The sequence below is a fragment of the Enterococcus sp. LJL90 genome (assembly GCF_056924355.1).
Map to the genome: position 1 here is coordinate 168,925 of NZ_JBXPBQ010000006.1, position 23,734 is coordinate 192,658.

Annotated in this window: 26 protein-coding genes and 1 other annotated feature; of the genes, 1 reads left to right on the forward strand and 25 read right to left on the reverse strand. The window is 41.4% G+C overall.

Annotation, left to right across the window (positions count from 1 at the left end):
• Positions 1-10 precede the first annotated feature (10 nt).
• Positions 11-220, reverse strand: a binding site (T-box leader).
• The 16 genes from AC1Z3S_RS14055 to AC1Z3S_RS14130 form a co-directional block, all read right to left on the reverse strand.
• Positions 217-939, reverse strand: a complete 723-nt coding sequence (locus AC1Z3S_RS14055) for a DivIVA domain-containing protein (RefSeq protein ID WP_461740883.1) — start codon at positions 937-939, stop codon at positions 217-219. It overlaps the preceding feature by 4 nt.
• 18 nt (positions 940-957) lie before the next feature.
• Positions 958-1,740 carry a YlmH family RNA-binding protein gene (locus tag AC1Z3S_RS14060; RefSeq protein WP_461740884.1) on the reverse strand — a complete coding sequence of 261 codons (783 nt, stop codon included), beginning with the start codon at positions 1,738-1,740 and terminating at the stop codon, positions 958-960.
• A gap of 27 nt (positions 1,741-1,767) precedes the next feature.
• The gene (locus AC1Z3S_RS14065; protein ID WP_461735617.1) at positions 1,768-2,040 is read right to left on the reverse strand and encodes a YggT family protein; all 273 of its coding nucleotides are present in this window, start codon (positions 2,038-2,040) and stop codon (positions 1,768-1,770) included.
• Between the two features lie 17 nt (positions 2,041-2,057).
• Positions 2,058-2,660, reverse strand: coding sequence for a cell division protein SepF (locus AC1Z3S_RS14070; protein ID WP_461735616.1), 603 nt, complete (start codon positions 2,658-2,660; stop codon positions 2,058-2,060).
• 13 nt (positions 2,661-2,673) lie between these two features.
• The gene (locus AC1Z3S_RS14075) at positions 2,674-3,351 is read right to left on the reverse strand and encodes a YggS family pyridoxal phosphate-dependent enzyme (protein WP_461740885.1); all 678 of its coding nucleotides are present in this window, start codon (positions 3,349-3,351) and stop codon (positions 2,674-2,676) included.
• Between the two features lie 18 nt (positions 3,352-3,369).
• A complete protein-coding gene (ftsZ, locus tag AC1Z3S_RS14080; protein ID WP_461735614.1) occupies positions 3,370-4,617 on the reverse strand; it encodes a cell division protein FtsZ in 1,248 nt (415 codons plus the stop codon).
• 21 nt (positions 4,618-4,638) lie between these two features.
• Positions 4,639-5,988 carry a cell division protein FtsA gene (gene ftsA, locus AC1Z3S_RS14085; protein WP_265455374.1) on the reverse strand — a complete coding sequence of 450 codons (1,350 nt, stop codon included), beginning with the start codon at positions 5,986-5,988 and terminating at the stop codon, positions 4,639-4,641.
• Positions 5,989-6,156: 168 nt separating this feature from the next.
• Positions 6,157-7,221 carry a cell division protein FtsQ/DivIB gene (locus tag AC1Z3S_RS14090; RefSeq protein WP_461740886.1) on the reverse strand — a complete coding sequence of 355 codons (1,065 nt, stop codon included), beginning with the start codon at positions 7,219-7,221 and terminating at the stop codon, positions 6,157-6,159.
• A gap of 17 nt (positions 7,222-7,238) precedes the next feature.
• Positions 7,239-8,324, reverse strand: coding sequence for an undecaprenyldiphospho-muramoylpentapeptide beta-N-acetylglucosaminyltransferase (gene murG, locus AC1Z3S_RS14095; RefSeq protein ID WP_461740887.1), 1,086 nt, complete (start codon positions 8,322-8,324; stop codon positions 7,239-7,241).
• A gap of 12 nt (positions 8,325-8,336) precedes the next feature.
• Positions 8,337-9,698 (reverse strand): UDP-N-acetylmuramoyl-L-alanine--D-glutamate ligase, encoded by a 1,362-nt coding sequence (gene murD, locus AC1Z3S_RS14100; protein WP_461740888.1) that lies wholly within the window; start codon positions 9,696-9,698, stop codon positions 8,337-8,339.
• A 40-nt stretch (positions 9,699-9,738) separates the two neighbouring features.
• Positions 9,739-10,701, reverse strand: a complete 963-nt coding sequence (gene mraY, locus AC1Z3S_RS14105; RefSeq protein ID WP_461740889.1) for a phospho-N-acetylmuramoyl-pentapeptide-transferase — start codon at positions 10,699-10,701, stop codon at positions 9,739-9,741.
• Positions 10,702-10,729: 28 nt separating this feature from the next.
• Entirely contained in the window at positions 10,730-12,907 is a 2,178-nt protein-coding gene (locus tag AC1Z3S_RS14110; protein ID WP_461740890.1) for a penicillin-binding protein, read from the reverse strand.
• A 5-nt stretch (positions 12,908-12,912) separates the two neighbouring features.
• Positions 12,913-13,341 carry a cell division protein FtsL gene (ftsL, locus tag AC1Z3S_RS14115; protein ID WP_461735608.1) on the reverse strand — a complete coding sequence of 143 codons (429 nt, stop codon included), beginning with the start codon at positions 13,339-13,341 and terminating at the stop codon, positions 12,913-12,915.
• A gap of 1 nt (position 13,342) precedes the next feature.
• Positions 13,343-14,305: a 16S rRNA (cytosine(1402)-N(4))-methyltransferase RsmH gene (rsmH, locus tag AC1Z3S_RS14120; protein ID WP_461740891.1), complete on the reverse strand. Its 963-nt coding sequence runs from the start codon at positions 14,303-14,305 to the stop codon at positions 13,343-13,345.
• 17 nt (positions 14,306-14,322) lie between these two features.
• Positions 14,323-14,754 carry a division/cell wall cluster transcriptional repressor MraZ gene (gene mraZ, locus AC1Z3S_RS14125; RefSeq protein ID WP_461740892.1) on the reverse strand — a complete coding sequence of 144 codons (432 nt, stop codon included), beginning with the start codon at positions 14,752-14,754 and terminating at the stop codon, positions 14,323-14,325.
• Between the two features lie 145 nt (positions 14,755-14,899).
• Complete coding sequence (locus tag AC1Z3S_RS14130; protein ID WP_461735605.1) at positions 14,900-15,268, reverse strand: DUF3397 domain-containing protein; 369 nt, start codon at positions 15,266-15,268, stop codon at positions 14,900-14,902.
• A gap of 350 nt (positions 15,269-15,618) precedes the next feature.
• On the opposite strand from AC1Z3S_RS14130, the gene AC1Z3S_RS14135 reads away from it, so the two are divergent.
• The gene (locus AC1Z3S_RS14135) at positions 15,619-15,735 is read left to right on the forward strand and encodes a DUF4044 domain-containing protein (protein WP_265455392.1); all 117 of its coding nucleotides are present in this window, start codon (positions 15,619-15,621) and stop codon (positions 15,733-15,735) included.
• Positions 15,736-15,803: 68 nt separating this feature from the next.
• Here the strand turns inward: AC1Z3S_RS14135 and recN are convergent, their stop codons facing one another.
• The 9 genes from recN to AC1Z3S_RS14180 all read right to left on the reverse strand — a co-directional run bounded on the left by recN (position 15,804) and on the right by AC1Z3S_RS14180 (position 23,676).
• Positions 15,804-17,483 (reverse strand): DNA repair protein RecN, encoded by a 1,680-nt coding sequence (gene recN, locus AC1Z3S_RS14140; protein WP_461740893.1) that lies wholly within the window; start codon positions 17,481-17,483, stop codon positions 15,804-15,806.
• 27 nt (positions 17,484-17,510) lie between these two features.
• A complete protein-coding gene (locus tag AC1Z3S_RS14145) occupies positions 17,511-17,960 on the reverse strand; it encodes an arginine repressor (protein WP_461735603.1) in 450 nt (149 codons plus the stop codon).
• Positions 17,961-18,356: 396 nt separating this feature from the next.
• Positions 18,357-19,172 (reverse strand): TlyA family RNA methyltransferase, encoded by an 816-nt coding sequence (locus AC1Z3S_RS14150; RefSeq protein ID WP_461740894.1) that lies wholly within the window; start codon positions 19,170-19,172, stop codon positions 18,357-18,359.
• 12 nt (positions 19,173-19,184) lie between these two features.
• A complete protein-coding gene (locus tag AC1Z3S_RS14155; RefSeq protein WP_461740895.1) occupies positions 19,185-20,072 on the reverse strand; it encodes a polyprenyl synthetase family protein in 888 nt (295 codons plus the stop codon).
• A complete protein-coding gene (locus AC1Z3S_RS14160) occupies positions 20,065-20,289 on the reverse strand; it encodes an exodeoxyribonuclease VII small subunit (protein WP_461735600.1) in 225 nt (74 codons plus the stop codon). Before AC1Z3S_RS14160 ends, AC1Z3S_RS14155 begins: the two co-directional genes overlap by 8 nt.
• Positions 20,270-21,625, reverse strand: coding sequence for an exodeoxyribonuclease VII large subunit (xseA, locus tag AC1Z3S_RS14165; RefSeq protein WP_461740896.1), 1,356 nt, complete (start codon positions 21,623-21,625; stop codon positions 20,270-20,272). Before xseA ends, AC1Z3S_RS14160 begins: the two co-directional genes overlap by 20 nt.
• Positions 21,626-21,633: 8 nt before the next feature.
• Complete coding sequence (locus AC1Z3S_RS14170; RefSeq protein WP_461740897.1) at positions 21,634-22,482, reverse strand: bifunctional methylenetetrahydrofolate dehydrogenase/methenyltetrahydrofolate cyclohydrolase; 849 nt, start codon at positions 22,480-22,482, stop codon at positions 21,634-21,636.
• 332 nt (positions 22,483-22,814) lie between these two features.
• On the reverse strand, positions 22,815-23,252 hold the full coding sequence (gene nusB / locus AC1Z3S_RS14175; protein WP_461740898.1) for a transcription antitermination factor NusB: 438 nt from the start codon (positions 23,250-23,252) through the stop codon (positions 22,815-22,817).
• Positions 23,245-23,676 (reverse strand): Asp23/Gls24 family envelope stress response protein, encoded by a 432-nt coding sequence (locus AC1Z3S_RS14180; RefSeq protein WP_461735596.1) that lies wholly within the window; start codon positions 23,674-23,676, stop codon positions 23,245-23,247. Before AC1Z3S_RS14180 ends, nusB begins: the two co-directional genes overlap by 8 nt.
• Positions 23,677-23,734: the final 58 nt, after the last annotated feature.

The window sequence follows — 23,734 nt, forward strand, 5'->3', positions numbered from 1 at the left end:
CCCATCCCTAAAAAGGGACGAACGTATCGTGGTACCACCCAAATTTTAATCCAACTCCTTGGATTATCTTTCGTAACTGGTAACGAAGTCACTCGTATAATCTTACTAAATTCAGATTATAAGTAAATAGAGGATCTACCTAGAAACATTGCCTACCAAACTTTCACCGGCTTTGGTTCGCTATTAAGGATATTTCTGGTTTTCTGTTCTATCTTTTTATTCTGACGCTTGATTGTCATCCGTTGTCGCTTCGTCTTGATTATAACCGTCAAGCGTCTCTTTGACAATAATATCTTCATCAACAACTTCTGCTACAGGCATTTCCTTAGCTGTTGGCATAGCACCAAAGCCAAATTCATCGCCAAATAATTCTTTAATCACGGTATGAGAATCCTGCACGTAAGATGAAAATGGTGTTAATAATTGTGTCCATTCTTCACTCTTAACAGTTTGCAATTGTGATTCCAACATCAAACTTAAACGCTGATGGAAAACCCGCGTTTTTTTCTTCAAGTCATCCGTTTCACTGACTAATTCTCGTGCTCTAGCGGTTGCTTCATCAATAATCTGACGAGCTTTCTCCTCAGCCGTGGTAATTAAGTAATTTGACCGTGCCTCAGCATCGCTGACTAATTCATGGGCTTTGTTTTGAGCGTCACCGACGATTACTTCTGATTCTTTATTGGCACTTGATTTCACTTTATCAGCAGTATCTTGTGCTACAATGATTGACTGATTCAAGGCATCCTTTAACTCGTTAAAGTATTCCAGCTTTTCTTCCGCATGCTTTAATGTTTTTTCCATCATGCGGTTTTGTGATAGAACCTCTTCATAATCTTTCACAATTAAATCACGAAAATCATCAACTTCATCTTGACTATAGCCCCGCATTTTGACTGCGAAACTCTTATTTGAAATATCTAATGGACTTAGTGGCATGTTTTTCACCTCTTCTAATTATTTACGCAATACGCCAATCGTAATACGATATTTGTCCTTTTTGGTTTTGTCGCCAATTTCATTTAACTGAATACGGCCAAATCCCCGGACCGATATAATATCCAACAAATCAACCGGAAAATCAGGTTTGAGGGTTTCTCCCCAATTCACTTTGACTTTTCCTGATTCTATCAATTGTTTCGAGCGTTGTCTAGAAATATTGTAGACATTCGAGATAATGACATCTAATCTTAAAGAACTTGCAGTAATTGTCTCAATTGACCACTTATCGATAGACTCCACAAATTGACTGGCATCTAGTTCTTCGAGGCGGACGGAAATATTGCCGACTTTGGTCACTTGACTGACAATAAAATTACTAACTTCTTTGGCAATAAAGACCTGCCATTGTTCCCCGTCGGTAATAATATCACCAAAGGAATCCCGCTGAACACCCGCACCGATTAAACTCCCTAATATTTTGCCGTGGCTTAAGGTTGAAAATTTTTGCGGATAATTAACTTCAAATAATTGGATTTCAAAATCTGTATCCTCAGGCTCATAGTACTCTGGATAAATCATACAGCGGAAACGTTCTGCCTCAGGATAACCACCATAAAATTTAAATTTTACGTCCTCCTGCTGCTGAACCAAGGTTTCCACAATATAAGCCTGTCTAGGGTCAAGAAAATAAGTCAGGTACGGAGAATATTGCAACGAGACCCGCTCAATCCAATCAGCCACAGTATCAATAAAAGGGTGCTCATCTCTGCGAAAATGCTGGTACACATTTGCATTCAAAGACAATCACCCCCTTTTCATATATTTTTATAGCAATCGAACAATTAGCATTACTAATCCTTGGCTCGCCAAATTTAAAATTAGAATTGCTGCTAGAATTGTAAAATCCAAGCCGCCAAATCTTAAATTTAAACGATCAAATAGGCTCAAATAAGGTTCGCAAACCCGTGCCAAAAATTTTCCGATGGAGGACTGATAGCCTCCAGGAAACCAAGAAATCAGCGCATAAGCAGCTAAGAGAATTGAATAAATTCTCACTGCATACTGAAAAACTCTAATTATTTCAATTAACACTAACATGGAATTCCTCCTCTAGATTATTCGAAGAAATTCGACTCTGCAAGCGATTGTGCAATGCTTTTGTCTATTTCAACATCCGGTGGTGTGCATAAAAAGATTTCGTCACCAACCCGTTGAATATCACCATCTTGTGCATAGACTGTTCCGGTTAGAAAGTCTACAATTCGGCGTGCTTGGAGTTCCTCGACAGAATAGAAATTAATTAAAACAGATTCGCCAGCGATAATCCGCTTGGCAATTGTCATCGCTTCAGAGTAAGCTCTTGGTTCACAAATGGTAATTTTACCGAGATTTTTAGCTGAACCGGTTTTTTTAGTCCCGTTTCCGCCACCGCCACCTCGGTTCGAATTATTGCTAAGTGATACCAATTTAGGAGCTTCCTGTTGCATTTGACGGGATCTTTCAACCTGTTTGTCATCAGATTCCTTCATGGCTTTTTGAATGTTTTCACTAAAACGAGTTTCACGAACAGGATCATTCACTGCTTGGGGCATTTCTACCTGATGTTGTTCTCTGGCTTGGAAACTGCTCTCCTCGTGATTTGACCGAACTTCTTCTTCGTATTCTTCCTCGTCTAACAGTCCAAAAAAATTGGCAAATTTCTTATTAAAAAGTGCCATTGGCCTACCTCCTTCACATCGCACCGAATAACATTCTACCGACACGGATAAACGTTGAACCCTCTTCAATCGCAATTTCGAAATCATTGCTCATTCCCATACTCAATTCACTACAGGGAGCTTGTTCAACCTTTAAATCCTGCACGGTAGATTGTAGTCTTTTTAGTTGTTTAAAAATAACACGTATCTCTGCTTCTGTCGCCGTTAAAGGCGCCATTGTCATCAAACCGATGACCTTGACTTTTTCAAAGGTCCCCAGCTCATTAACAAAGTTCAACACTTCCTCTGGTGAGAAGCCATGCTTACTAGCTTCACCAGAAATATTAACCTCAACGAAACACTTAATTTCTGTCTCAGCCCTTTTTTCAATTTCTTGAGCTAGACGCAAACTGTCCAGGGCATGAAAGTAATCAATTTGATTGATAATATCTTTGACTTTACGCCGCTGCAGATTGCCGATTAAATGCCATTTTACAGCTGTTTGATCTTTTAGGTCATGTTGTTTTTCTAAAAGTTTATCGACACGGTTTTCGGCGAGATTAATGACTCCATTTTCGACTAGCTGGCGCGCTGTAGCAGCATCCACACTTTTGGTCACTGCTACTAAAGTCACGTCACTAGGCTGCCGTTTAGCTTTGACGCTGGCTTCCGCAATTTTCTGATAAACCTCATTCAAATTATCGGAAATCATCGGTCTCAGCCTCCAAAATTATCTTTTACGACGGAAAAATGGTGGTGTTGAAATTTCATCTGAATCGTTGTTGGTATTGGAATCAGGACGACTAAAAGTTTCTAATTCTTTTTTCTCAACGTTTTCAAATGCAGTATCTTCTACTTTTGGACGTAAAGTTTCTTCTTTACGAATATCCCAATCACCAAAAGCGCTTGTTTCTTCTTCGCGAATTGGCGTTGCTTGTTCCATATCTAAGACAGGTTCTTGTCTCACAGAATGGATTTGGCTTTGACGAGCGGAAGCCCGGCCAACCCGACCTTCTTTTTTAGCAGGGTCAATTCCTGTTGCAATAACAGTAACACGAATTTCATCCCCCATGTCTTCATTAATTGACGTTCCTAAAATAATGTTGACGTCGCCTGAAGCAGCATTAGCAACAATATCAGAAGCATCTTGAGCTTCAAATAAAGTCATGTCTAATCCACCAGTGATATTTAACAAGACTTGTTCAGCTCCGTCAATTGAACTTTCAAGTAGAGGTGAAGAAATTGCTCGTTTAGTAGCTTCAACGACCCGTTCTTCTCCGCTGGCAACACCGATACCCATCAAAGCAGTGCCTTGATTTTCCATCACAGTGCGCACATCAGCAAAGTCCAAGTTCACGTAACCAGGAGCTGTGATTAAGTCAGAGATACCTTGCACACCTTGGCGTAAAACATTATCCGCTTCACGGAAAGCTTCCAACATCGGTGTCTTTTTATCAACAACTTCTAATAAGCGGTTGTTTGAGATGATTAGTAACGTATCTACGTTTTCTTTTAATTGAGAAATACCTTCTGAAGCATAACGGCCTCGTTTTGGTCCTTCAAAGCTGAAAGGACGAGTTACGATAGCTACAGTTAAAGCGCCAACTTCTTTAGCAATGCGGGCAACGATTGGTGCAGCACCGGTTCCGGTTCCGCCTCCCATACCAGCAGTGATAAAAATCATATCTGCGCCTTCAAGGGCATCTTGAATAGCTTGTTCACTTTCTTCAGCGGCCTTTTGACCAACTTCTGGTTGTGAACCAGCACCTAATCCGCGGGTGAATTTAGGGCCTAATTGAATTAAAGTTTCAGCTTTTGAATTTTTCAAAGCTTGTACATCTGTATTGGCAACGATAAACTCAACACCTTTGACGTTTTCGTCAATCATGCGGTTAACTGCATTGCCGCCGCCACCGCCGACGCCGATAACTTTAATGACTGCGCCATCGTTTACGGTATTATCGATTGAAAATTCCATTATTCTAGTCCTCCAGTTTTCTTATTCAAAAATATTTGAGAAGAAGTCTTTGATTTTAGTTGTTACTTTTTCGCCTTTTTGATCACTAGGAGCTTCAGTATTATAAGAAGCTTCAGGTTCATAGTTCGTTTCGTAAGTCGCTTCTGGCACTTGCGGCTGAGCAACAACTTGCGGTTGGGCTGGTTGTGGAGCGACACTTCTTTCCTTGTCGCCTAAAACAGCACTTTTCGCTAAACGATAGACTTCATTTAATCCAGCACTGTATTCGATGATGCTGATTACGTTGGTGAAAACTGGATTTCTTAATCCCATGTGATTAGGGACATGTAATTTTACATTGGTTTCAAAAATATCCTGTGCTAAATCAACAACACCTGGTAGGCTAGCTGCTCCACCGGTTAAAATAATTCCGCCAGGTAAATCCAACGCATCAATTTCAGTCAAGACTGTTTTTGATTTGCGGAAGATTTGTTCTAAACGAGCTTCAATGATTTCAGATAAATATCTTTCATCGATTTTAACTGGTTCAGATTGACCAATCACATCTACTGGAAATTCTTCACTAGCTGATGTCCGTGCTGGATATGCATCGCCGTAATTGATTTTCAAAGCTTCTGCGTTATTGAAGGAGGTATTTAAGACGGTCGAAACATCTTTTGTGACGAATTCGCCACCTTCCTGATCCACATAAGTGTATTTCAATTGGTTGTCATGCATGACAGCAGTCGTTGTTTGGCCGCCGCCCATGTCGATAACAATTGTACCAAAATCTTTTTCCCCTTCAGATAAAACTGATTCAGTTAAAGATAATGGTGTGATTAACATTTCGTTAATCGTTAAGCCAGCTTTTTCGACACACTTGCGGATGTTGTGAACAATTGTCTTAGGTCCAGTGAAGACTAAACCGTACATTTCTAAACGAACGCCAATCATTCCACGAGGGTCTTTGATGCCTTCAAAGCCATCTACGGTAAACTCTTGTGGTAAGATTGCCACAATTTGTCTTTCCGGTGGTGTTGAACGAACCATTGCTGCTGAGGCAACGTTCTTCACATCTTCGTCATTAATTTCTTTTGATTCGCTGTTAACAGCAATCATCCCTTGACAGCTTTCAACTTGTAGCTGATTTGCCGGTAAACCGACACTAACACTTTTAATTTGAATGCCAGCCTTTTCTTCTGCCTGTCTCACTGCTCTTTGAATTCCTTGAACAGTTTTTTCAATATCAACGATGATTCCACGATTAATACCTTCAGACTTAGCGTTGCCTACGCCGATGATATTCATTTGATTGTCGATATATTCAGCTACAACAACTTTAACCGATGTCGTTCCGATATCAAGGCCTACGTACATTCCAGATTTTGCCATGATTGGGGTTCCCTCCTAAATCCTTCTCCATTACTAACGGATACAATCTATCCATCATATCACTTGTAATTTTATATATATTCACTGCTTTCAATTTTACCATAAAACTACCCAATTTAGAAAGAAGAAAGTGTGATTTCCCTTGGTTTTTTTTCATTTTAAGAAAATTTACTCTAAGCTCTCACTGCTACTTTCAGTTGAACTGGTTGTACTTTGGTCGGTTCCATAGGGATATGAGAAAATCCCTACCTCCATATCAATCACGCCATTTTCCGTCATCTGAGAGGCGACTTGCGGATAATATTGCATCTGTGAAGCAAAGGTTGTATAAGGCACCAACACTTGATTGCCATCAGTCATCGTTAAGGTTAACAACCGCGGATTATCACTGCTCGGTGTATATTGGATGACCTGAATCAACGCTTGGACATCAGCGGCAATGTCTTGATATCCAGCAATGGTTTCAGTAATAATTGTCTGGTCACTAAAGTCCTGCATAACTGGAAAGCCTTCAATTGCATCCGTTGCGGTATCTGTTAGAACCACACCATTTTCTAGTATTGGGTAATACACACCGTCTTGTAATAATACGGCGGCTTCTTGATACTCGCTGACACCAATATTTAAACTAGTCGGTCCGGTTAAAGTAACACTGACGGATTTTATTCTTGGATTATCAGTTTCAACGGTAGCTGTTAATTGCTCTCTAGCAAAAAATTCTTCAAAAATATTCGTGCCAATTGAAAAATTGCTAGAGTCAATAATCGTCTCACTGGCGACAGCAGAATTGCCGCTGACAGTCAAGTTTTGCAATTTGCTAAGCGGCGAAACCAGATAGCTGAGTATAATCAACGGAATACCAAAGACCAAGAGCAGAATAATAATTCTGCGGCGTAATACTCTATTAGTCTGTTCTTTAAGATTAGGCAGAGTCTCTACATAAGACTTGCGGCGTTTTTCCTTTTTAGAACTGTCTAACACTTTTAATTTAGCTTTTTGCTGCTGTTTTTCCTGTTGTTTCTCATCCGCTTCTTCGGCATTTTCTGACGAATTCTCAGATTCTTCAGCTTCAGTTGTTTCCTCTTTTTTATCTTGCCACAGAGGGGTCTCTCCTTGCTGTTGCATATAAGTCAAATTGGCCTGTTGCCAAGGTGATAAATTCTCCTCATCAATCTTTGGTTCTTCATTTTGAGGTGTTTCTGGTGGCTGTTCCGGCTGTTTCTTTTTGACCAAGGTCGTCCCCCCTCTCTTTAAATCATTTCTTTAATCAAATTTTCTAAGCGTGTGCTGGCATCGCTAATGCCTTGTTCTTTAGCTGCAGTGGCCATCGCTTTTTGTTTTTCAGGATGGTCCATGATATCATCCAATGCTGCTAAGAGCGTTTGAGCATCTAATTGGCTGTCAGCAATAATGGTTGCCGCCCCGGCTTTTGCTAAGCTTTGGGCATTTTTGGTTTGATGGTCGTTAGTTACATAAGGACTAGGAATCAGTACGGCCGGAATCCCTAAGGCGGTAAATTCCGCAATCGAAGTGGCCCCAGCTCTTCCAACTAATAAAGAAGCATTTGCCATGACTTCTGTCATATTTTCAATATAAGGTTGAATACTGACATTGCTGCCTTGTGGCAATGCAGCAATTTCCGCTGATAATTGTTCATAATAACGGGTGCCAGAAGCATACAGCACTTGATAAGCCCGCTTTTTAAGTTCGGGTAAAGCTTGACTAAAGGCCTGATTAATCTTTAAGGCTCCTTGACTGCCGCCAAAAATCAAAACTGTCGGTTGCGCTTCTTTTAAGCCGTAAGCAGTAAGTGCATCATTTGGTTGCATGCCTTCGACTTCTTGCCCTCGGGGATTGCCGACTAAAGAAACCTTTTCTGTCGGGAAAAAAACGGCTGCATCCGGAAATGCAATAGCAATTTTAGTGACATAGCGACTCAAAAATTTATTAGTAATCCCTGGCACACTATTTTGTTCATGAATAATCGTCGGAATTTTTAAGCGAGAAGCTGCATAGACAACGGCTCCAGAAACATAGCCACCTGTCCCAAGAACAATATCCGGGCGAAATTCCTTTAAAATTTTTTTCGCTTGATTGATACTTTTCAAAAAGAGCTGTACTGTTTTCAAATTATCTAATGATAGTTTGCGTTTAAAACCTTGAATTTCTAGGGCCACAAATGGAACCCCAGCGACTGGGACGATTTCAGTTTCTAAGCCTTTTTTAGCCCCAACATAGAGAAATTCGTTTTCAGGATCTTTTTTCATGTAGTTTACAAAGGCTAGCGCCGGATAAATATGTCCACCGGTGCCACCGCCTGTCACTAAAATTTTCATGGTATTCCTCGTTTAATTCAAATTTTTTACAGCTTGGATAAATCGGTCGCCCCGCACTTCAAAATTCGGGTACTGATCCCAGCTGGCATTCGCTGGAGACAAGAGAATGGTGTCCCCTTTAGCACTTTCACGAAAGGCCAATGGCACGGCCGTTTCGACGTTTTCGGTTTCGATGATGGTTTCAATACCGGCTTCTCGACCGGCTAAGGCTAACTTACTGGCAGTCTCACCGAATACAATCAAAGCTTTGATTCCTTCCAAAGAGGGGATCAGCTCATCAAAATCATTGCCCCGGTCGAGACCGCCGGCTAAAAGAATTAGCTGAGCATTATCAAAGCCGCCTAAAGCCATTTCAGTAGCCAAAATATTGGTTGCCTTTGAATCGTTGAAAAATTTTCGCCCGGCAATTTCACCAACAAACTGAGTTCTATGGGGTACACCGGTAAAATTCATTAAGGTCGTTTTAATGGCTTCATTAGAAACGTGGCTTAATTTAGCAACAGCCAGCGCCGCCAGTGCATTTTCGACATTATGTTGACCTGGAACGCCAAGCTTTTCCGCCGGCATAATTAATTCATCTTGGAAATATAAATGCCCGTCTTTTAAGTAACTTCCCGTTGGCACAATTTTTTCAGTGCTAAAAGGAATAACTTGGGCTTTTGTGTGTAAAGCGAGTTCAACAAGTTCCGGCTGATTAAAATTAATCACTAAATCATCAGCAGCTGTCATGTTCTCTTGAATACGCCATTTAGCTTGAAGATAGTCTTCTCGAGTGCCATGATAATCTAAATGAGCTTCATAAATATTTGTAATGACTGCAATTGTCGGTTTTAAATCAACAATGCCCATCAGTTGAAAGCTAGATAGCTCAGTTACCATCACGTCATCTTTTGTCGCTTCTTGGGCGACGCTACTGGCAGGAAAACCAATATTCCCTGCTAAACGGGCGATACCCTGATTGCGGTCTGCATTTAATAATTGAGCAATCATAGTAGTGGTTGTCGTTTTACCATTGGTCCCTGTGATTCCAATCATCGGACATTCGGCCACCTCGTAAGCTAGCTCAACTTCGGTAATCACCGGAATCTCAAGTTCGATAGCTCGAGCCACTAATGGATTATCATAGGGAATCCCAGGATTTTTGACCATCAATGAAAAATCTTCATCCAGCAGTTCAATTGGATGACTGCCGGTAATTACTTTAATGCCTAAAGTTAGCAGGTCTTGGGCTTCGGGATTTTCTTCAAAGGGTTTACCATCATTTACTGTGACAAGGGCCCCCAGCTCATGTAATAATTTCGCAGCACTATAACCGCTTTTGGCCAGTCCTAAAACCAGCACCTTCAAATTTTGATATTTGGTAATCTGCTTCATAAAAAAACTCCTTTGCCGAAAACGAACTCACAAAACTTATTTATAAGACAATCACTAAAGTAATAACTGAAAGAACTAAACTAACTAACCAGAAAATAGTATCAATTTTCCATTCCGACCAACCACTCATTTCAAAATGATGATGGATGGGGGACATTTTAAAGATTCGTTTACCAGTTAATTTAAAGGATGTTACTTGTAGCATGACACTCGCTGTTTCAATCACATAGATTAAGCCAACTAACAATAAGGTCCATTCTTGATGCAGTAAGATTGAAACGGCAGCCAAAAGTCCCCCTAAAGCTAAGGAGCCGACGTCCCCCATAAAAATTTTCGCCGGTTTTTTATTATAGAGGAAAAAGCCAATCAGTCCGCCGACTACACAGACGCAAATAATTAGAACATCATATTGTTGTTGGAACCACGCAATGATTGCATAAGTTCCAAAAGAAATCGTCCCTAAACCGGAAACTAAACCGTCGATACCATCCGTAAGATTGACGGCATTCGAAAAGCCGACTAACCAAAAGATAATAAATAGACCGTAAATAATGCCTAAGTGAACTTGCCAGCCAAAGATATTTAAAATATCTGTATTGTTGTCCAGACGGTAGACACCGTAAAAAACTAAGCCACCAGCAATCTGACCAATTAATTTTTGACCAGATTTTAACCCGAGGTTTCTCTTGCGAAAGACCTTGATAAAATCGTCAATAAATCCTAAGGCACCATATAGCACTAGGATAAATAAAAGAATCGCTAACGAAGGTGTCAACTGTTGAAGCCAAATGGCACTGACGGTTCCAATAATAATTACGCCAACTAAAAAAACTAATCCCCCCATCGTTGGTGTGCCAGCTTTGACGCTGTGCCACCCGGGGCCATCTCCGCGGATTTCCTGACCGTATTGTTTTGCCCGAAGATAACCAATAAACAGTGGCATAAATGCCACTGTTATCGCAAAGCTACCAGCTAAAGGGATTAAGAATTTTGTCCATTCCATTTGTATTCTCCTAAATCTATTACATTAACTAACCAAGTGTGAAGCTAATGCTGTCTGTATTTATAATTTCATTTGAGGCTACGCTTTGCTCAACACAGCGCCCCTCACCATTGATGGTTACATCAACGCCAATCAGATTGCCGAAAGCTTCTAGTTCAGCTGCTGTCCAATCCGTCGTATCTGGCATCGCAATATTGCCATCGGTTAATAACATCACCCGCGTGTTAGGGTCGACTGTTTCGCCGGCAGCCACTGATTGCCCAGTCACGGTATCCCCTGTTCCTAAAACAATTGCTGTGACAAATGCTCGGCTTAAAGAAACAGCGGCATCTGCCTTAGCTTGATCTTGATAATCATCAATCGTCACAGTGGTATTACTTGCGTCTGTCGAAGCCATCTCAGTGTTTAAAATATCCATTGAGCGTTTCATCAAAGGATTGGCAATTTGTGAAAAGGCTGTACGGTCATAATTTTGTGGTTGTTTCTGTGTCAAATAAAGAACATATTCAGGATCTTCAGAAGGATACATCAAGACAACCGAATAAATATAGTTTGAAGAACCAGTCAGATAACCGGTACCATCTGTGCTACCAATTTGAGCCGTTCCCGTTTTTGCAGAAATATTATAACCATCCAGTGAATACAAACCATAAGCTGTTCCGTAATTCTGGCTCGTCACCGTATCTTGCATATAATTTAAAACTGAGTTGGCTGCATTGGCTGAAAAAGCTTGCCCGGCAACAGTTGGTTCAATAACTGTCGTGTCGCCTGTATCAGAATTAACGACTTTACTAATAAAGTGTGGTTCCAACATCTGGCCGTCATTGGCAATTCCCGAGAAGATTTTCATCATTTGCAGATTGGTGACAGTCAAAGCTTGACCATAAGCACTCATTGCTGTATCGACAATATTTTCAGTCGGCATCAAGCCAGCACTCTCACCATTTAAACCAGAATAGGTGCTCTCACCAATTCCCATTTGTTCCAAATGGTTGCGCCAAGCAGCGCCGCCCATGGCTTGTTCAAGCGTCACCATACCGACGTTACTTGACCAAGAGAGGGCTTGTCGCATGGTTAAAGTTCCCATACCTTGAGACCAGTCATTAATTTTAGTATCTTCAATTTGAATGGAACCGGATTGGAAGGTTTGATTTTCATTGAAGACACCTTCATCAATGGCAGAGGCAACCGTCGCTACTTTGATGGTCGAACCAGGTTCATATGCGTCTTCCACCAAGATGTTCCGCCAATTTTCTACATCACCGATATTTTCCGGATCAAAACTAGGCCGTTGCGACATCGCTAAAATTTCACCGGTATCAGCCTTCATTAAAATAGCTGTCAAATTTTCTGGGTTTGTGGCACTGTACACAGGATCCATTAAAGTTTCTAAGTAACTTTGCAGACGAGAATCAATTGTAGTGTAAATGTCGGAGCCATCAATCGCTGCGGTTTCTTCAGCTGTGGTTCCTGGTAACGGATTGCCGTAATTATTTTTTTCATAGACCACAGAACCATTTTGTCCTGCCAATAAAGAATTGTAGGCAGACTCAATTCCCATTTGTCCTGTTAATTGAGTACCGTCATCGCTATTAGCATAACCGATTAAATAGGAAGCAAAATTTCCATTTGGATAGATTCGGTCTGAGGAAGCATCAAAATAAAGTCCGTTAATTCCAGCACTTTCCATCGCTGCTTCAATCGCTTGCCGGGTTTCCAAACTTAGGTTATTGGCTAACGTACCGAACTCAACTTGATAACGGTCGGCATCTTTTGCATCCTGCAGCAATTCTAGCGCCTCGTTTGTATCGATTCCGATAGTCTGATTTAAAATAGTTGCTATCGTATTAAAATCAGCTTCATGTGCATACAGCTCGTCAGTGCCATTGACATAAGTTTCAGACAAAATGGCATAAACTTTAAACGAAGAAGATGTTTCAGCGATTGTATTACCGGAGCGATCGTAAATTGTTCCGCGGGTAGCTTCCAAAACTTCTGAGCCTTTATAAAGCTCTTCTGTTTTGCTGGCTAAAGAAACGCCAGCCACATGACCGCCGACGACAATATACGAAAGCCGTATCGCAAATAAAAAGAACAATCCAATACTCGTAGTAAAAAGAATAATCCCTACTTTTTTGCGATTGTTCCGCGGGTTTAAATTGCGTTTATCTAAAAATCTTTTCAATCTATTTTTCATTGACTTCATTTAACCTATTTCACAGTCCTTAAATTATTTTCATTGATTGTCAGACCATTAGCTTCTGCAATTGATTTAAGCCGGTCCGAGCGAGAAAGTTCTGTTTTTTGCTGCTCTAATTCAGTCGCTTGACCATTCGTTTCCGTAATAGTCGCTTCAATTGTTGAGATTTGGTTTTCAACTTGGGTCATTTGGCCCTGTAGACGAATCGTCAAAATGGACATGCCCAAGATGCCGACAAGAATAAATCCTAAAATAAATTTCTCCATTTTTGAGAGCCTCTTAAGATGACGAAGGGACGATACCGGCAATTTTTCGGAAATATCGACTGGTTGAACTTCCGTAATCTCAGGAACAGCTGGCGTTTCTGGTACTTCATGTTCTCTGGCAGGTTCTTGCAGCATTTGGTATTGGAAATCTTCTACTTTTTTCGGTTCAGCCATCTTACTGTTCCTTTCTAGATTTTTTTTCGGCCACTCGCAATTTAGCACTGCGGGAGCGATTGTTCTCAGCCAATTCCTCTGCGCTCGGTAAAATCGGCTTACGGGTAATCACCTTGAGCTCTGGTTGTAACTCATCCGGTACCATGGGCAACCCCGGTGGTAAATCCGGCAATGAGCTGTATTCTTTAAACATCGTTTTGACAATGCGGTCTTCTAATGAGTGAAAGGAAATCGCTGAAATCCGCCCAGCTGGACGTAAAAGCGCAATTGCTTGTTCCAGTGAGGTTTCCACAGCTCCTAGTTCATCATTAACGGCAATCCGAACTGCTTGGAAAATCCGTTTTGCTGGATGCCCACCAGTGCGTCTCGCTGCAGCAGGTATCCCTAATTTAATGATGTCAACCAGCTCACTCGTTGTTTCAATCGGTTGCTCTTGTCTGGCCCGTTCAATTTGACGGGCAATTTGTTTGGAGAATTTTTCTTCTCCATAACGGTAAAATATTTTAACTAATTCGTGGTAATCATAGGTATTAATAATTTCATAAGCGGTCAACGGATTGCTTTGATCCATCCGCATATCTAATGGTGCATCTTGGTGATAGCTAAAGCCACGTTCAGCTTCATCCAATTGTGGTGAAGAAACGCCTAAGTCGTAGATGAAACCATCCACGCCTGTAACGCCTTGTTCGGCAAGTTTATCGGCTAGACTGCGAAAATTACTTTTGATAAAGGTGACCATCTGCCGGTCTACATATTCTTTTAAAAATTCTTGACCATGATCAATGGCTTTTTGGTCTTGATCAAAGGCATAAAGATGACCCTGATCACTTAATTGAGATAACAGGTATTGGCTGTGCCCGGCGCCGCCTAATGTGCAATCTACATAGATGCCATCTGGCTTAATATTTAAATTATCCACCGTTTCCTTTAACATCACGGTATAATGTTGGAAATCCTGTGCCATGACTTGCCTCTTTCTAACTAAAAACCAAAATCACTCATTGTTTCAGCAATCTGATCAAAATTTTCTTCTGCTTCTTTGGCATATGTCTGCCAACGGCTCTCATCCCAAATTTCAATTCGGTCAGAAACACCAATAATCATACAGCCCTTCGTGATAGCGGCGTGTTCCCGTAAACTTTGGGGAATATTAATCCGCCCCTGCTTATCAATTTCAACCTCGCTGGCTCCGGCATAGAAATAACGGACAAAAGTGCGGGCATCTTTTTTTGATAAGGGCATTTCATTTAATTTCACTTCAAGTTTGGCCCATTCATTAACGGGATAACCAAATAAACAACCGTCCAGACCCTTGGTTAACACAAAGTTTTCCCCGAGGTCATCACGTATTTTGGCAGGAACAATTAAGCGGCCTTTTGCATCAATATTATGTTGAAATTCACCCATAAGCATTGCAAAAATCCCTCCTGTCCCACTTGATAGTAACAGTCTACCACAATCCCCCACTTTCTACCACCCATAGTAAAAAGTGTTGAGAAATACTTTGACGTTTACTTACTTTTAAAAGACAGAAGTAATTTTTGATTATTTTATCATTTTAAATATAACGGATAATTGTCAACACAATCAGTGTGATGTACAACACCATCGTGAGTAAAAAGACCAGGCGCCAAAACATTTTAAAGAAACGCCCATACATGATTTCATGGTAGTAATGGGCGTGAAATAACGCCACGCCAATACCTAGAATCAAGACAGCAATCATAAAATACGGTAAGATCGAATGCCCATAAACAGTTCTAGAAATCTCATGCAACCCAACGAATAAAAAAGGAATTGCCAAATCAGGTGTTTTTAACCCCATTTTCTTTATAAAACGCACGCTTGCTGTCAAAAAATTACTGGCAAAAAGCGCAATTACCGGGAAAATTAACCAAAACATTATCATTGGAGAAAATGACTCCATCACTAAATTCCTTTCTCACATCAAAGTCTTGTGACTATTTTTCTGATTGGCAGCTACTTTTTGAGAGTTCTTAGCTAACTTGATGTTTTCTTTGCCATCAAAAATTGTCCAGACTCTCGCCATTTTAGCTATAATAACTATACTGTATTTTCGTTACATAAGTGTTTCATTTTATTTAAAAGTTATTAAGTAATTGACTGAGAGTTAATTTTTTCGCAAAAAGTTTTTATCCAACCTACCTATTATACCTAAAAAACTTCTGTTAGCGATTAAGTTTTTCTAAACTTTCCTTGAAACCTTTGGAAAAAGAGAGTAAAATTTCAAAGACTACTAAAAAAGGATGGAGATTCATGAATAAGAAGAAAAAATCTACTTTCCAAGTGATTACCAAAGTTGTTGTTTGGGCTATGTTGATTCTAACCCTCGGCGGTATCGTCTTCCAAGCGGCCGCGATTATTTTTAACTAAAATTAAAATATCCAACCATTTCGTAACCTTTTGCCGTTACGAATGGTTGGATATTTTTTTCTTTATATTTAATTGCTGTGCCGAGCTTGCCTCAATAATTCTTTGGCATGTTCCAAAGCCAATTCTGTCACTTCAGAACCAGCTAACATTCGGGCAATCTCAGCCACCCGCTGTTCCTCATCTAATTGTTTGACCCGAGTTTCCGTCCGCTGCCCGATAACTTCTTTATAAATGAAATATTCATTATCGGCGGCTGCTGCAACTTGTGGCAGATGCGTGATGCAGAGAACTTGAGAATTTTGCGCGATTTTATAAATTTTTTCGGCGATTGCCTGGGCAACACGACCGCTGACACCAGTGTCCACCTCATCGAAGACAATACTAGTAATGCCCTGCACCTTAGAAAAAATAGTTTTCAAAGCCAGCATCACCCGCGATAGTTCCCCACCAGAGGCCACCCTAACTAAAGGCTTCAAGGGTTCCCCCGGATTAGTCGAAATATAAAATTCGACAATATCAAAGCCATCGCTATTCAACTCTTTGGCCTTAGTAAAACGAACCTCAAATTGGCTGTTTTCCATGTATAAGCCTTTGAGCTCCTCTAGAATTTCCTTTTCCAAACGCAAGGCCATTTTTTTCCGCTGATCATGTAATTTTACCGCTTGTTCTGTCACTTTTTGCCATTTCGCTGCCACTTCTTTTTCCAGTTGATCTAAGCGTCCATCGGAGAAAACTGAATCGGATAATTCATCAGAAATTTTTTGATAATAGCTTAAAATTTCAGCGACAGAATTGCCATATTTTCGTTTTAATTGGCGAATCAACTCTAGGCGCTGCATCACCACTTCCAAACGCCCTTCATCCAGTTCAAGGCCTTCAATAATTCGCGTAATCTCAGAGCTGGCATCCTGTAAAAGATAATAAGCGCTGTGAATATTTTCGCTGATTTGCTGGTATTCTGAATCCAAATCAGCAATTTCTGAAATCTCTTGACTGGCGGAGCCAACATTGTCCAAAGCCCCCTGCTGTTCATCGGTCAAGCGCTGATAAATTGTCGAAAAAGTATCGACAATCCGCTGAAAATTACTGAGCTTATCACGCTCCTCTAGCAAACTTTCTTCTTCACCGACAGCTAGCTCAGCAGCTTCAATTTCTTCTTTTTGGAAGGTCAGCATATCCACCCGCTGCACATAGGATTGCTCATCGGTTTTTAGCCGCTCTAACTCACGGGCTTGCTTGCTGACTTCATTATAATTATTGTGATAGGTTTCTTTAGCCTCTTGAAAATCTTTGGCCCCGAAGCTATCCAATAAATTTAGATGGCGGTCTGCCCGCATCAATTCTTGGTGATCATTTTGGCCTTGAATATCCACCAAGTATTCTCCCACCCGCCGTAAATTTCCTAAAGTTACAATCCGGCCATTGATCCGGCAAATACTTTTTCCTGTCAGATAGATATCCCGTTGCACGACGAGCTGGTCATCATTCAAATCTAAGCCCAACTCTTCAGCGACTGCTAAAAAGGCTGGCTGCTCTGGAATTTCAAAGAGCCCTTCCAATAAACAGCTTTCACTACCTTCACGGATAAAATCAGAGGAACTGCGGCTGCCGGCTAGTAAACTCATGGCATCGATTATAATTGATTTACCGGCGCCGGTTTCACCGGTCAATGCCGTCATTCCTTTGTAAAACTGTAGCTGAAGTTGGGAGATTATCGCAAAATTTTTAATGTTTAATTGTAACAGCATCTTTAAAACTCCTTTGCTGGCCTTCTTTTATAGATAGCCAATTAGAAACTCTTGAAGCTCTTGAGCTTGAGCCTCACTGCGGGCGATTAACAGTAGCCCGTCATCATCGTTAATTGCGGCAAAAAGTTCTTCAGAGAACTGACTCTGCAGTAACTTGCCTAGAGCGATGGCACTACCAGGAAGTGTCCGTAAATACAGGAGCTTCTCTTGAATATCAACTGAAATCAAGCCATCATTTAATAAGCGATGAAGTTTTTCTGCTGTATTGTCCTGACTCTCTTGGGGCAGACTGTATTGATAGCCGCCTTGAGGTGAGGGCACCTTTACCAGCTTCATTTCCTTAATGTCTCGGGAAATGGTCGCCTGAGTAACAAAAATGTCCTCTTGAGCCAGAATTTCTACAAAATCCTCCTGTTTACGAATCGCCCGCTCATTGAGGAGCTGACTCAGTAATTGTTGGCGGTCTTTTTTTCTCATCTACTCTTCCCTCCAAAAATTGGAATCCAATCATTTTATTTAGCTTACTTTTTTTCATAAAAAAAAGCAATGGCAGCCCTGAAAGCCAAGCAGAAATTTTGTTGAACTTTAAAATTTTCTACTAAAGCCAGATTTTTTTGTTTTACTACAGAAAAAAACGAACTATCAAAAAGCAGCGCTGGAGCCTGTGACATTAGTCTTTTTAACAAACGAAATCCCGAACTACATATTATTTGCTCCTGTAATCCAGTAGGTTCGAAGCGCAAATGAACAATATCTAGTGGTTTTCACTAGATATCCTTCGTAAAAGTTCGGCTTTGTTCTAACTGATGTCACAGCCTCACACAGCAAGCCTTTTTCGATAGCTCGAAGTTAATTTTCTGAAGCTGAAAAATTTTATTTTTTTGCTAATTTCTGATGGGCAGCAACCACGACATCTTCAATCGAAACTTCCGGTAAGATTGAGCCGCTTGCAGCTGATTTTAGATGGACCAAAAATTCAATATTGCCTTCGCCACCGGTAATCGGTGAATAGCTTAAGGCTGCGACTTGATAATTAGCGGACTGAGCAAAGTCCAAAATATCCGTCAACACCTGCTGATGAACTTTTGGATCTTTGATGATGCCGTTTTTGCCAACGGCTTCTCGGCCAGCTTCAAATTGTGGCTTAATTAAGGCGACGACTGAACCGCCAGACTTTAAAATCGTATGCAGCGGCGGCAAAATCAATTTAAGGGAGATAAAAGAGACATCAATACTGGCAAATTCCGGTTGCCCTTCCGTAAAATCTGCCGGTGTCGCATAGCGAAAATTGGTGCGCTCCATTACAACCACGCGGGAATCTTGACGAATTTTCCAAGCTAATTGATTATAACCGACATCCAGGGCATAACTGAGTTTGGCGCCATTTTGCAGGGCGACATCTGTAAAGCCACCGGTGGAAGCTCCAATATCCAAAACGATTTTGTCTTTTAAAGAAATCTCAAAAACCTCAAGGGCTTTGGCCAACTTCAGACCGCCACGGGAAACATAAGGTAGTTTTTCTCCTTTAATTTTCAACAAAGTGTCTAATGCAATTTTTTCGCCAGGTTTATCAAGGCGTTCATTTTTTTCAGTGTATACCAAGCCAGCCATCACACCCCGCTTGGCTTTTTCTCGGGTTTCAAAGAGGCCCTGCTCATAGGCGAGGACATCTACACGTTCTTTCTTCATGGTTTCCTCTTTCTAAGCCAATTCAAAACGGTCAATCAACTGCTGTAAAAGGTCAGCATTAAATGTTGTTGCATGTTGAATTTCTCTGACCGTCTCTCTTGCTGCGGTTAATTCCTTTTGCAAGGCTTCCTTTGCACCCTCCACACCCAAGAGAGCTGGATAGGTACTTTTAGCTAGCGCTTGGTCGCGACCAACCATTTTGCCTAAAGCTTCGGTTGTACTAACAACATCCAAGAGATCATCTCTGATTTGAAAAGCCAAACCTAAATGACCGGCAATTTTTCTCAGTAAAGATACAATCATTGCTGGCTGTTGCGTCAGCAATCCTCCAGCCACAATACTATAGGTAATCAGTGCTCCCGTTTTCCGTTCATGAACCGCCATCAATTCAGACAATGAAAGAGCTTGATTTTCCCCTTGAATATCGGCGGACTGACCAGCAACCATTCCTTCGGTTCCGGCGGCAGCAGCAAGTTCTTGCACCAGTGCTAGATTTATCGCAGCCGGTAAATCTGCCTGCGCCAATAATTGAAACGCAGCCGTCAACAACCCATCACCAGCCAAAATGGCTAAAGCTTCACCAAAAACTTTATGATTGGTAGCTTGCCCCCGTCGCAGGTCATCGTCATCCATCGCCGGTAAATCATCATGGATTAATGAGTAGGTGTGAATCATTTCAACTGCAGCGGCCGCTTGATAAGCGCCTTGTGCCAGCTCATCTTGAAAACCGGCAGCAATCGTCAAAACAAAGAGGGGGCGAATCCGTTTGCCGCCCGCCGCAATTGAATATTCCATCGCTTCTAGCAGCTTTAAATCACTGGTATGCTGTTTTAAAAAGCTTTGCATCACAGCTTCCACTTCCGGTAGCTGCTCTTTAGAAAATGCAGCTAGACTACTCATTGTCTGCCCCTTCAAATAATTCTTCTTGATTATTGTCAGCCATAACTTTCGTCAAGGTTTTTTCGGCTTTGGTTAACGTATCTTGGCATTGCTTGCTTAATTCCATACCTTTTTTAAAGGCATTCAAAGCCTCTTCCAGTGGCACGTCCCCTTGTTCCAGCTGGTTGACGATTTTTTCTAATTCAGTTAATGATTCTTCAAATGTCGGATTGGCCATCATCTGTCCTCCTAATGTCTTTTATTGCGGCAGTTGCTTCGCCATCTGCGTAGTGTATTGTAATTTCGTCGGCTTTCTTTAAATCAGCAGCCCGTCCGATAACTTGATCCTCTTTTGTTGTATAGCTGTAGCCGCGGCCCATAATTTTTAAAGGGCTCAGCAAATCCAGCGACTGAACAGCATTTGAGAAAGCTTGTTGCTTTTTATCAAAGAGGGCGCTCATGCGGTTTTGTAATTTTTCATCTAGATAGCGCACCTGTTGTTGGGCGGCAGCGACTTTAACCGCTGGCGAATTTTGTAAAAGCCGATGAGTTAAATTCACCACTTGGTTATTGGTTTCATTAGTCAGTGTCTGCATGCTGACCAGTAGCTGCTGTTTTAATTGATCCAGTTTTAAAGACTGGGCTTCATACAGACGGTTGGGCTGACGAAACACATAGGAATTGGCTAAACGACGGTAGCGTTCCCCTTTGAACTGCAATTGTTTTGACAAGGCTTGCTCTAAGCGAACTTGCTTTTCTTTAATTTTCAGCAATTCTTCATTGAGTACTGGTACGGCCAATTCTGCGGCGGCTGTCGGCGTCGCTGCTCGTACATCCGCGACTAAATCGGCAATCGTCGTATCCGTTTCATGGCCGACAGAAGAAATAATCGGTGTTGCGGCTGCAAAAATCGCCCGAGCAACTCTCTCTTCATTAAAGGGCCACAAATCTTCAATTGAACCGCCGCCACGACCGATAATCATCGTGTCAAAATTTCCGAGAGCTTCGACCCGCTGAATATTGCGGACCAAATCATCGGCGGCTTGATTCCCCTGAACTAGCGTTGGAAATAAAACCAGCTGAGCAATCGGGTAGCGCCGCTGAACTGTCGTGATAATATCGCGGATAACAGCCCCACTAGGACTAGTTAAGACAGCGATTCTTTTGGGAAACCGAGGGAGTAGTTTTTTAGGAGCAGAAAATAAACCCTCTTGATTTAATTTTTCCTGCAGCTCAGCCAAGGCTTGATACAAAGCCCCGACGCCATCCGGTTCCATATGCTCAATATAAATTTGGTAATTGCCGCTAGCCTCATACAGAGAAATGCGACCAACAACTAGAACCTTCATGCCTTCCTTTGGCTGAAATTTCAACTTTTGAAAGGCGCCTTTAAACATAATAGCCGAAATTTTTGCGCCGTCGTCCTTCAAGCTAAAGTATTGATGGGCATTGGGCCGCATTCGAAAATTAGAAATTTCCCCCGTCAGATAAACCCGCTCCAAATAAGGATCGGCTTCAAATTTGCGTTTTAAGTATTTTGTTAAGGCGGTAATCGTTAAATATTGATTTTCCATATATTTTACTACCCTTGGCTTCTTTTGGCAGCCTCAACGGTTTGCTGCATCAACATGGTGATTGTCATCGGGCCAACACCGCCGGGAACTGGTGTAATAAAATCAACGAGGGGTTCGACAGCTGTGAAATCCACATCGCCGACTAGCTTTCCTGCGGCATTGCGATTCATGCCGACATCAATGACTACCGCTCCGGGTTTTATAAATTCTTCAGTGACAAATTCGCCACGGCCGATAGCTACAACCAAAATATCAGCCGTTCTAGCAACTGCTGGCAAATCTTTGGTGCGGGAATGGGTGATTGTCACAGTCGCATTTTTTTCTAATAATAAAATCGACATCGGTTTGCCGACAATATTGCTGCGGCCAATCACGACGGCAGTTTTTCCTTCTAAATCAATATCATAAGCCGCAAACATTTTCATGATGCCGTAAGGAGTGCAGGGAATCATCTCCGCATCACCGGCTAACAGTTTGCCTAAGTTCATCGGGTGAAAGCCATCCACATCTTTTTTTGGATCAATTGCTAAAAGCACTTTTTCTTCATCAATGTGTTTTGGTAGTGGCAATTGCACTAAGATGCCGTGGAAAAGAGGATCTTGGTTATAGGACGCAATTTTTGCTAATAATTCAGCTTCGCTAATTGTTTCCGGTAAGCGTTCGACCTTTGAAAAAATACCAATTTTTTCTGCCGCTCTTTCCTTATTGCGGACATAGACTTGGCTGGCAGAATCCTCCCCGACTAATAACACAACGAGACCCGGCTGTAAACCTGCTTCTTTTAAATTTTCTACCTCAGTCGCTATTTCTGACTGCATTTTTTGTGCGAGTTCTTTTCCATCGATAATTGTTGCCATGTGTATGCCTCCTTCATCTCTTCAATGGTCTATTTTAGCATAGAACCAGTCCTCGGCAAAGGTTGAGCTTGCTTTTTAAGCGACTGGCTTGACTAGTGTTTCTGAAAATTTTTGGAATAGAAAAAAGCCTGTGACATTAGTTAAACAGAATTGAACTTTATCAACAATAGCTAGTAAGGTCCACTAGCTATTATTGAATTAGAACGAAGACCTGTTGCACAGTAGGGGCATGGCCTTTTTTGCCTTGCAACCTCACTGGACTGCAACGACAAAAATATCGTTCAAAATTTCTTCTGTTAAAAAGACTAGTGTCACAGCCTTTCAAAAAATGTTTATTGATCTTTAATCACATTGGACAAAACACCATTTATAAACTTACGGGATTGGTCGTCACTAAAGGTTTTCGCCAATTCTAGCGCTTCATTCAAAGCAACTGTCGCTGGTACATCCTCCACATAAAGAATTTCAAAAATTGCAATACGTAAAATGATTAAATCCATTTTCGCAATCCGCGAAACCGTCCATTTCGCCTTTAAGTGCTTGGCGATAATCCCATCAATTTCCGCCTGCTTAGCAACAACGCCTTCGACTAATAAATCCAGATAGGCGGGGACAAAGGCATCCTCTTCATCATTTAATAAATCCTGATGATCTAATTCAATCGCATTGTAAATGGCATCTTGCTTGGATAAATCGGCATTAAAATCCAAGGGGAATAATGCCTGTAAAGCTTTTTCACGAATCTCGTGACGGGTTAATTCTTTACTCATGGGTTTCCTCATCTTCATCTGGGAATAAATCAGCTAAATTGGGCTGTTCCGTTTTTTCAGGGATGACTGCAACAACGTGAATATTAACCTCAGCTAATTCCACATCGGTCATAAAGAGCACTTGTTGTTTCACCCGCTCTTGCATGTCCATCGCAATTTTTGGCACGGAAGTCCCGTAGTTTAAATAGCAGTAGATGTCCACGTTAATCGCACCTTCTTCGGTGAAGGTTAAGTAAACACCCTTACCGTGAGCGGCCCGGCCTAATAGCTCATTGACATTGCTGGCTAGCGTGCCCCGCATGCCGTAGACCCCGTCTACTTTTGAAGCGGCGATGCCGATGATGACTTCTATTACTTCTGGAGCAATCACGATTTCTCCTAATTCATGGTTTACGTCTAACACTAAACTTTTTTCGTCAGCCATAATCAAATCTCCTTTAATCTAATCTTCCCTTGAAATACTTCATGGGTCGCTAGTTAAT

What these genes read in the sequence shown, in the direction of transcription:
- AC1Z3S_RS14170 (WP_461740897.1), bottom strand. Translation starts at nt 22,482, where the DNA reads ATGGCAACAATTATCGATGGAAAAGAACTCGCACAAAAAATGCAGTCA.
- AC1Z3S_RS14055 (WP_461740883.1), bottom strand. Translation starts at nt 939, where the DNA reads ATGCCACTAAGTCCATTAGATATTTCAAATAAGAGTTTCGCAGTCAAA.
- nusB (WP_461740898.1), bottom strand. Translation starts at nt 23,252, where the DNA reads ATGAGTAAAGAATTAACCCGTCACGAGATTCGTGAAAAAGCTTTACAG.
- murD (WP_461740888.1), bottom strand. Translation starts at nt 9,698, where the DNA reads ATGAAGCAGATTACCAAATATCAAAATTTGAAGGTGCTGGTTTTAGGA.
- AC1Z3S_RS14180 (WP_461735596.1), bottom strand. Translation starts at nt 23,676, where the DNA reads ATGGCTGACGAAAAAAGTTTAGTGTTAGACGTAAACCATGAATTAGGA.
- AC1Z3S_RS14145 (WP_461735603.1), bottom strand. Translation starts at nt 17,960, where the DNA reads ATGAGAAAAAAAGACCGCCAACAATTACTGAGTCAGCTCCTCAATGAG.
- AC1Z3S_RS14065 (WP_461735617.1), bottom strand. Translation starts at nt 2,040, where the DNA reads ATGTTAGTGTTAATTGAAATAATTAGAGTTTTTCAGTATGCAGTGAGA.
- mraY (WP_461740889.1), bottom strand. Translation starts at nt 10,701, where the DNA reads ATGGAATGGACAAAATTCTTAATCCCTTTAGCTGGTAGCTTTGCGATA.
- AC1Z3S_RS14070 (WP_461735616.1), bottom strand. Translation starts at nt 2,660, where the DNA reads ATGGCACTTTTTAATAAGAAATTTGCCAATTTTTTTGGACTGTTAGAC.
- AC1Z3S_RS14150 (WP_461740894.1), bottom strand. Translation starts at nt 19,172, where the DNA reads ATGAAGAAAGAACGTGTAGATGTCCTCGCCTATGAGCAGGGCCTCTTT.
- ftsZ (WP_461735614.1), bottom strand. Translation starts at nt 4,617, where the DNA reads ATGGAATTTTCAATCGATAATACCGTAAACGATGGCGCAGTCATTAAA.
- ftsA (WP_265455374.1), bottom strand. Translation starts at nt 5,988, where the DNA reads ATGGCAAAATCTGGAATGTACGTAGGCCTTGATATCGGAACGACATCG.
- AC1Z3S_RS14135 (WP_265455392.1), top strand. Translation starts at nt 15,619, where the DNA reads ATGAATAAGAAGAAAAAATCTACTTTCCAAGTGATTACCAAAGTTGTT.
- AC1Z3S_RS14110 (WP_461740890.1), bottom strand. Translation starts at nt 12,907, where the DNA reads ATGAAGTCAATGAAAAATAGATTGAAAAGATTTTTAGATAAACGCAAT.
- AC1Z3S_RS14130 (WP_461735605.1), bottom strand. Translation starts at nt 15,268, where the DNA reads ATGGAGTCATTTTCTCCAATGATAATGTTTTGGTTAATTTTCCCGGTA.
- murG (WP_461740887.1), bottom strand. Translation starts at nt 8,324, where the DNA reads ATGAAAATTTTAGTGACAGGCGGTGGCACCGGTGGACATATTTATCCG.
- AC1Z3S_RS14075 (WP_461740885.1), bottom strand. Translation starts at nt 3,351, where the DNA reads ATGATTTCCGATAATTTGAATGAGGTTTATCAGAAAATTGCGGAAGCC.
- ftsL (WP_461735608.1), bottom strand. Translation starts at nt 13,341, where the DNA reads ATGGCTGAACCGAAAAAAGTAGAAGATTTCCAATACCAAATGCTGCAA.
- recN (WP_461740893.1), bottom strand. Translation starts at nt 17,483, where the DNA reads ATGCTGTTACAATTAAACATTAAAAATTTTGCGATAATCTCCCAACTT.
- xseA (WP_461740896.1), bottom strand. Translation starts at nt 21,625, where the DNA reads ATGGAAAATCAATATTTAACGATTACCGCCTTAACAAAATACTTAAAA.
- AC1Z3S_RS14155 (WP_461740895.1), bottom strand. Translation starts at nt 20,072, where the DNA reads ATGAGTAGTCTAGCTGCATTTTCTAAAGAGCAGCTACCGGAAGTGGAA.
- AC1Z3S_RS14160 (WP_461735600.1), bottom strand. Translation starts at nt 20,289, where the DNA reads ATGGCCAATCCGACATTTGAAGAATCATTAACTGAATTAGAAAAAATC.
- rsmH (WP_461740891.1), bottom strand. Translation starts at nt 14,305, where the DNA reads ATGGCACAGGATTTCCAACATTATACCGTGATGTTAAAGGAAACGGTG.
- mraZ (WP_461740892.1), bottom strand. Translation starts at nt 14,754, where the DNA reads ATGCTTATGGGTGAATTTCAACATAATATTGATGCAAAAGGCCGCTTA.